The following is a 2,334-nucleotide window of genomic DNA, read 5'->3' on the forward strand; positions in this document are numbered from 1 at the left end:
CGTGCAAATGGTGGAGTAGAGATGAAGCGCTACTTCCCCTTTCGGAGACAAGTTTCTCCATCCCTCTCCCCGAACCGGACAGGCAAGTTTCCCTGCATCCGGCTCTCCGTGCATGAGCGAAAGATCGCTCATGGGTGCGCCTCAGTCCGACGTGAGGCGGTAGAATGCGTCCCAGAAGTCGCCCACGCTCTCGCGCTGACGGTGCCGGGATTGGGCATTCCATCCGTTCGGTTTCTCGATGCTTTGGTGAGGGTAACGCATGGTTCCGCCGTCGCGGAGGAGCCTCAGGCGCTTCGTGCCTTCGACCCATCGATGCCGTTGTCCCGTAACGTTGACGGTGAAGCGGCGACGGAGCTCTCGCCACGTTGCCTTTCGATGCTTCTTACGCAGCCAACGTCCAACGCGCTCCCAAATCCATTTGTCGAGATGGCTGAAGTCCCGACACGCCTGCGTGGCATATCGGTAGTAGTTCCGCCACCCGAGCAGGATCGGGTTGAGGGTACCGACGACTTTGGTGAGCGGCCATCCGGTAGGAATGCTCTTCACCAGGACCTTGATCCTGTGGCGCAGGTCGTTGAGCTTGCTCCTCGGGATGAAGAGGTTGCCGACCAGTCGCCCCGTGCGGAGCGCTTTGGTGCGCACCACCCGATAGCCGAGGAAGTCGAAGCCTTCCTTGGTTTCGGTGATCCGGGTCTTTTCCATCGACAGTTCCATACGAAGTTCCGTCTTCAGGAACTCCGCCAGCGCCTGCCTTTCAGCTTCCGCTTGCTCCCTCGTGCCTTCCACGAGGACGACGAAGTCGTCCGCATATCGCACCATGTAGAATGTCGGCTTGCCGTTCTTGCGGTCCAGAGTCCGCCGGCCTGCCGCCCTGCTACTCGGTTCACGGGGGCGCATGGACCAGCGTCCGTACCGTTCGTCGATGGCTGTCAAGTAGATGTTCGACAGCATCGGCGAGATGATCCCGCCTTGTGGCGAGCCGGTTACGGGATGTCGGATGGTCCCCTCGATCATCACGCCGGCCTTCAGGAATGCGAAGATCAGCCTCAGCACCTTACGGTCGCCGATACGCCGTCGCACGCCTTCCATCATGACGTGATGGTCGATTGCGTCGAAGCAGCCCTTGATATCGCCTTCAATGGCGTAGTCGTAGACCGAAGGTCCACGAACCGACGGGTGAAGACACTTCTGGATTCGCTCCAGAGCATCATGGGTGCTCCGTCCTTTCCGGAACCCATACGAGGTCGGATAGAAATCCGTCTCGAAGATGGGTTCGAGGATCAGCTTCATGGCCATTTGCACCACGCGGTCGCTCAGCGTGGGGATTCCGAGTGGCCGGAATGCTCCCGGTTTGCCAGGCTTTGGGATGAGCCGCTGCCTGACGGGTTCCGGGTCATATGTTCCGTTGCGAAGTGCCTCGCGTATTTCGTCGAGGAACCTTGCTGCGCCACCGGCACGCTGTTCGACCGTGCGACGCGTCATCCCGTCCGTTCCCGGTGTTCGGCTGCCGCGGTTGCGGGCGAGCCGTTGCCAAGCTTCGGCAAGGGTTCTGCGGTCGCATATGAGATTGAACAGATCAGCAAAGACCTTGTCAGGTTCGTCGCTGCTCCACCGATACAGTTTGCGCTGCATGTCGAGGACGAACGAGATATTCACCCCGCCGGACATGTGCCCGCCTCCTGCTTGCAAGCCGTATCCACTGCCTCCCTTCGCCATGTGAACGGCTTTCCCGTCCTCGGACTACTACGAAGGCTCCGTCCCTCGGCACCACGGTCACTGGCCGCTTCAGTCGTCCGACGTCCGAAACCGCCGGAGATGGTGACAAGGTTCTTGGGTTCCGCAACTGATCTCTCGCTCGCTTTAGGCGCCGACTCTACCCCGTGTGGAATCCGGCCTCGGCGCAACGCAAACTCATGCCGAGGCTGGCGCACAGCAAGCTGCGCGCCTCCAATCCGCGTACTGATAGCGCGGACCAGCACTCCACCGATCCTTGGTTTACCCGACAGATCGACCCGCCCACTTCCGAGTCGGCAGGCTCCATCTCTAAACGGGGCGTCCACCATCGGTTCGGTTTCCCTCGCCATGGCAAGCTCGCTGGCCGAACCGCTCACGGGGTCGGAAGTCCCCGCCCGTTCGGCTTTGATGGGTTCTGCTAATTTACGGTTCCCCGGAAGCGCCCGGTTCTCCTCACCCATCTGCTTATCGCCGCATGTTGCGTCATACGGCGTGCGGGGTCCTCCATCCCGCGAGATCCATTGCAGCATGAAGGCCGAATCCCTCCTTCCTTTCAACTCCCAACGCACATCTGGTCGCGATGGCGATCTATCATCTTCA

1 protein-coding gene is annotated in these 2,334 nt (G+C 60.6%); it reads right to left on the bottom strand.

Features of this window, described 5'->3' with window-relative positions; all coding sequences use genetic code 11:
- Positions 1–141: 141 nt before the first annotated feature.
- A complete protein-coding gene (ltrA, locus tag ACWGS9_RS34590) occupies positions 142–1,668 on the bottom strand; it encodes a group II intron reverse transcriptase/maturase (protein ID WP_454509409.1) in 1,527 nt (508 codons plus the stop codon).
- Positions 1,669–2,334 lie beyond the last annotated feature (666 nt).

Source organism: Mesorhizobium sp. Arg314 (assembly GCF_053714275.1).